We start from the raw sequence: 4,255 nt of genomic DNA, 5'->3' as shown, positions 1-4,255 counted from the left end.
ATTGGATGCCGCGTACAGCCCGGGTTTTCTGCCTGCGCGTCAACCGCGGTGTGGGGACGTCAGCGGTGCTCGTATGGGTCATGGAATTCTTCCGGCTCTTCGGATGTAGCTGGTCCCTGAGGTGCGGTGGGCTGCCGGAGGAACCGGCAGCCCACCGCGGGGAACCTCAGCTCTTGGGGACGTCGCCGATCCACTTCTTGTAGAGGGTGTCGTAAGCGCCATCGGCCTTTGCGCCGGCGATGACGTCATCGACGACCTTCTTCAGCGCCGTATTGCCCAGCTGCATGCCGAAACCATACTGCTCACCGGTGTTGAACTGAGCGGAGACCTTCGCCTTGCCCGGATTCTCCTTGATCGCCTCGGTCCACACCGGGAGGTCGTTGATCGCGGCGTCGATCTGCCCCGAGGTCAGCGCCTGGGTCTCAGACGCCAGATCCTGATATTCGACGATCGTGCAGCCACAGTCGGAGGCATGCGCCTTAGCGTAGTCCAGGCCTGTGGTGGCGGACTGCGCGCCGAGCTTCTTGCCCTTGAGATCCGCCAGCGAATTCAAGGTTGAACCCGGAGCGACCAGAAGTGCCTGGGTGGCGTCGAAGTACGGTGCGGAGAAGGTGATGACCTGCTTCCGGGCATCGGTGATGGTCATGCCGGCCGCTGCGATATCGCATTTGCGGGCGGACAGGTCCTGCCCGGATTTGATGCCTTCAAACGGGGTGTCCACGATCGCCTGCTTCACCCCCAGCTTCTTGGCCACCAGGTCCATCAGGTCGACGTCGAAGCCGACCGTCTCACCCTTGTCGTTATTGGACTGGAAGGGCGCGTAGGGAAGGTGGGTGCAGACGGTCAGGCTCCCGGGATGTACCAGGGCGACGTCGCCGCTGGCGCTGGCTGCCGGGGTAATCGGGCCCGAGCTGCAGCCCGCCAGAGCGAGGGCGGCGAGGGCAAAGCAGGCTCCAGCGATTGCCAGACTCCTTGGTGACCGTTTCATGGAGTCGAATCCTTTGTTATCAGATATGGGTGGTTGAGACTATATCGGCAACCGTACCGGCGTCGTGTAACCAGCCTGTTACGTGGTGGCTGGGAAGGCCCGGATCGTTACCGCGAAAGCGCCCCGGTGGTGGGACCACTCCCGCCGCCGGGGCGCTGCTTCTTCCGCAGTATTTTACCGGTCTGTCGGCTCCGGGTCATACTCCGCTTCGGTGAGCTGCATCGCAGCAAAAACTGCGCCGGTCGAATCGGCAACAACAGCCATCCGCCCGAAGGGGATGTCGAAGGCCGGAGCCAGAACGCTCCCGCCCAGCTCAGGAATCTTCACCAGCGCCTCCTCGATGTCCGGCACAGCAAAATACACTGTCCAGGCATTCGGCATTCCGGGCTGTGCATTCAGCGCCCCGGCCACCGGCCTGCCGTCCACCATGAAGGTCGTGTAGTCACCGATCTCGCCCATCGGAGCGGTCTCCACCCCCACGCCTGCCACCGACTGGTAGAACGGCAGAACTGCCGAAACATCCGCCACCGTCAGCTCGTGCCAGACCACGGTGCCGGGCTCGTTGACGATTCCGGTGCCCTGATGATTTTTGGCCTGCCAGAAGCCGATGGCGGCACCACCCGGATCGGTCGTGACGAAGAACCTGCCGGAGTCATTGGGCACGTCGCTCGGAGGCACCAGCAGAGCTGCACCCGCCTCGACGGCACGGGCCGCCGCAGCATCGGCGTCGTCCACCGCCAGGTAACTCGCCCAGTAAGACGGCATTCCGGCGGCCGCCTGATCGGGGAACTGTTGGGACAGGCCCGCAACCCAGCGGTCCTTGAGGGAAGCCATGCTGTAGGTCATACCGTCGCCCATAGGCATATCGGTGAAGGACCAGCCCAGCAGACCGCTGTAAAAGGCCTTGGCCGCCTCCGCATCGGTGCTGGAAAGATCCACCCAACAGGGAGTGCCCTCGCGGTACGTATCAACTGTGCTCATGGAGTCAGCCTACGCGGCACCAGGAATCAGGGGAACAGAAATCACCCATGAACTGACAGGGAGACAAGGAACAGCGGATCAGCCAATCCGGCGTTGATCCGCAGAATCGTCCTCGTCATCGAGATCGTCCGCGTACTTATCCGCGTAGTCCGAATAATCCGGCTCCGGCGGCTCCTCCACATAGCGGATGGAAGCGGTGCTGGAGGGATGCGAGAGCTCACGCTGCAGCGCAGAGTAGTCAGTGCTCGGGGAGTAGTACTTCATGTCCCGAGCCTGCTTAGTAGCTTTTGCCTTTTGACGGCCGCGCCCCATGGCGTGACCCCCTTTTGTACTTGGACCGGAGGTGGTCACCCTGGCACGGGAGAGGCCCCGGAATTAACGGTCAATTCTGTCGTAGGTATAGATTACATGTTTTTGGTGGCACCCCGCGCCCTCGCCAAGATGCTGGCAGCGAACACCAGCGTGGGTAGTTGTCCCCATGCCCAATGCAGCCCGGTTTCAGTAGAATCAATTTTGCCGACGTTATTACCCTCGGAATGCTCCGCCCGTACCCCTCGCGTATTACTCTTGGGGACAGAGCAACCCGTAGAGAGCACGTCGATTACGAGAAATTTACTGCGAGGGATTCCATGAGCGAGAACCAGAACGATTCCAGCGGCCCACGTCCGGCGGGCTGGGGAAACAACTCCGACTCCGGACCCGCACTCCCCGAGCCGGTCCTCGGGTCAGCAGAAATCAGTGCAGATGCCGCCCAGAATGCGGGTCTGGACCAGGTCGATGCCGAGGCTGCCGCCGTCGAAGCTGAAATTCATGACAACGACGCCACGGTGCTGCGCTCCAGCCTGAACCGACCGCCGGTTGCCACCAACCCCTGGACCGGGGGCGCGCAGGACTCTGCTCAGTCAGCCAATCCGACAGGCCCGGCCCAGCCGGCACCTTCGCAGCCCTCACCAGCCCAGTCGGCACCTTCCGCAGCTGCGCAGCCGACCCAGCCGCTCTGGTCAACGCCCACCGCCTCCAACCAGACGACACCTGCCCAGCCGTCCGTGCCGCAGGCTCAGCCGTACCAGCAGGCGTCGTCACAGACTCCTTCCTCCCCGTACGGTCAGGCACCGCAGCAGCCGCAGAACCCGGGCAACCCTTATGCAGCGCCAGCGCCTTCGCAGCCGAGCGCCCCGCAGGGCTCCCCCTACGGCCAGCCGCAGAGCCCGGCTTCTCCTTACGGCCAGCCCAGCCAGAACCCCCAGGGTCCCGGTCAGCAGGGTCAGAACACTCAGGCCCAAAATCCGCAAGCCCAAAATCAGCAGGCCCCGGGACCCCGCTACGGCACACCTGCCGCCGGCGGCCCCGCAGCGTCACCCTACGGCGCTCCCCAGCCGAACCAGGTTCCTCAGCCGAACCAGGCTGGCCCCGGTCAGGCTGGACCCGGCCAGCCCCCGTACGGTCAGCCCTCCGGCCAGCCTCCCTATGGCTCCGGTGCACCTGCACCTTACGGTGCACCCGGTCAGCCGGGCGGCACGCCTGGCCAGCCGGGCTATGGTGGCCCCGGCCCGGGCGGCTACGGCGGGCCCCAGGGTCCCGGTGGACCCGGCGCAGGTGGCCCCTTCGGCCAGCCGCCCCGCAATAACCGCATGTGGTGGTGGATCGGCGGTGGCGCAGCAGCCCTGGTCATCATCGTCATTCTGGTGATCGTGCTGGTCAATATGCTCGCCGGGCTGGGCAAGCCCTCAGCAGTCGACTCGCCTACTTCGTCGAATCGTTCGACCAGTTCCTCGTCCGGCAGCCCCAAGTCCACCGCCTCAAAGTCCAGCAGCTCGGGCTCCTCTTCGGATGACTCGAGCGTCATCGTGCCGGGTGCAACCGCCTCAGACTGGCTCAAGGGCGACTGCATTCGGGGCTTCAAGGACCCGGCAACTCCTGCCGACATTGTCGACTGCACCGCCCCGCACAGTGCCCAGGTGATCCTGCCCTACACCTTCACCGATGCCAGTTACCCCGGCAAGGACGGGCTGAAGAACACCCTGAGCACCGAGTGCAAGAAGATCGCACTCAAGTCCTCGGCAAGTAACTACGGAGCCTCGTACGACTATTACTACCCCACCCAGAGCGGTTGGGATTCTGGTGGGCGCAAGGGTTTCTGCCTGGTCACGGCCACCAGTGACAAGATCACCGAAGACCTGATCCAGTAGCGGTCCTGAAAGTCTGTCCGGGGGCCTCACAGGAGGTTCCTTAACGAGGGGGGCCGGGAAGCAGTTGCTTCCCGGCCCCCCTCGTTGTCTGCGACGC

At 64.1% G+C, this 4,255-nt stretch carries 4 protein-coding genes; 1 reads left to right on the top strand and 3 read right to left on the bottom strand.

The window, feature by feature from the left end; all coding sequences use genetic code 11:
* Positions 1-166 precede the first annotated feature (166 nt).
* The 3 genes from QQM37_RS11730 to QQM37_RS11720 form a co-directional block, all read right to left on the bottom strand.
* A complete protein-coding gene (locus QQM37_RS11730) occupies positions 167-988 on the bottom strand; it encodes an ABC transporter substrate-binding protein (RefSeq protein WP_285727699.1) in 822 nt (273 codons plus the stop codon).
* 174 nt (positions 989-1,162) lie between these two features.
* A complete protein-coding gene (locus QQM37_RS11725; RefSeq protein ID WP_285727697.1) occupies positions 1,163-1,969 on the bottom strand; it encodes a VOC family protein in 807 nt (268 codons plus the stop codon).
* A gap of 78 nt (positions 1,970-2,047) precedes the next feature.
* On the bottom strand, positions 2,048-2,281 hold the full coding sequence (locus tag QQM37_RS11720; protein ID WP_285727695.1) for a DUF3073 domain-containing protein: 234 nt from the start codon (positions 2,279-2,281) through the stop codon (positions 2,048-2,050).
* Positions 2,282-2,598: 317 nt separating this feature from the next.
* Here QQM37_RS11720 and QQM37_RS11715 point away from each other — a divergent pair, with 317 nt between their 5' ends.
* A complete protein-coding gene (locus tag QQM37_RS11715) occupies positions 2,599-4,158 on the top strand; it encodes a septum formation family protein (protein WP_285727694.1) in 1,560 nt (519 codons plus the stop codon).
* Positions 4,159-4,255 lie beyond the last annotated feature (97 nt).

The sequence above is a fragment of the Psychromicrobium xiongbiense genome (assembly GCF_030271165.1).
GTDB lineage: Bacteria > Actinomycetota > Actinomycetes > Actinomycetales > Micrococcaceae > Renibacterium > Renibacterium xiongbiense.
The sequence above is the reverse complement of the archived record's forward strand: the minus strand, read 5'-3'. Positions and strand labels throughout refer to the sequence as shown.

Excerpts from the sequence above, each read along its gene's own strand:
- QQM37_RS11715 (WP_285727694.1), top strand. The coding sequence starts at position 2,599 with ATGAGCGAGAACCAGAACGATTCCAGCGGCCCACGTCCGGCGGGCTGG.
- QQM37_RS11725 (WP_285727697.1), bottom strand. The coding sequence starts at position 1,969 with ATGAGCACAGTTGATACGTACCGCGAGGGCACTCCCTGTTGGGTGGAT.
- QQM37_RS11720 (WP_285727695.1), bottom strand. The coding sequence starts at position 2,281 with ATGGGGCGCGGCCGTCAAAAGGCAAAAGCTACTAAGCAGGCTCGGGAC.
- QQM37_RS11730 (WP_285727699.1), bottom strand. The coding sequence starts at position 988 with ATGAAACGGTCACCAAGGAGTCTGGCAATCGCTGGAGCCTGCTTTGCC.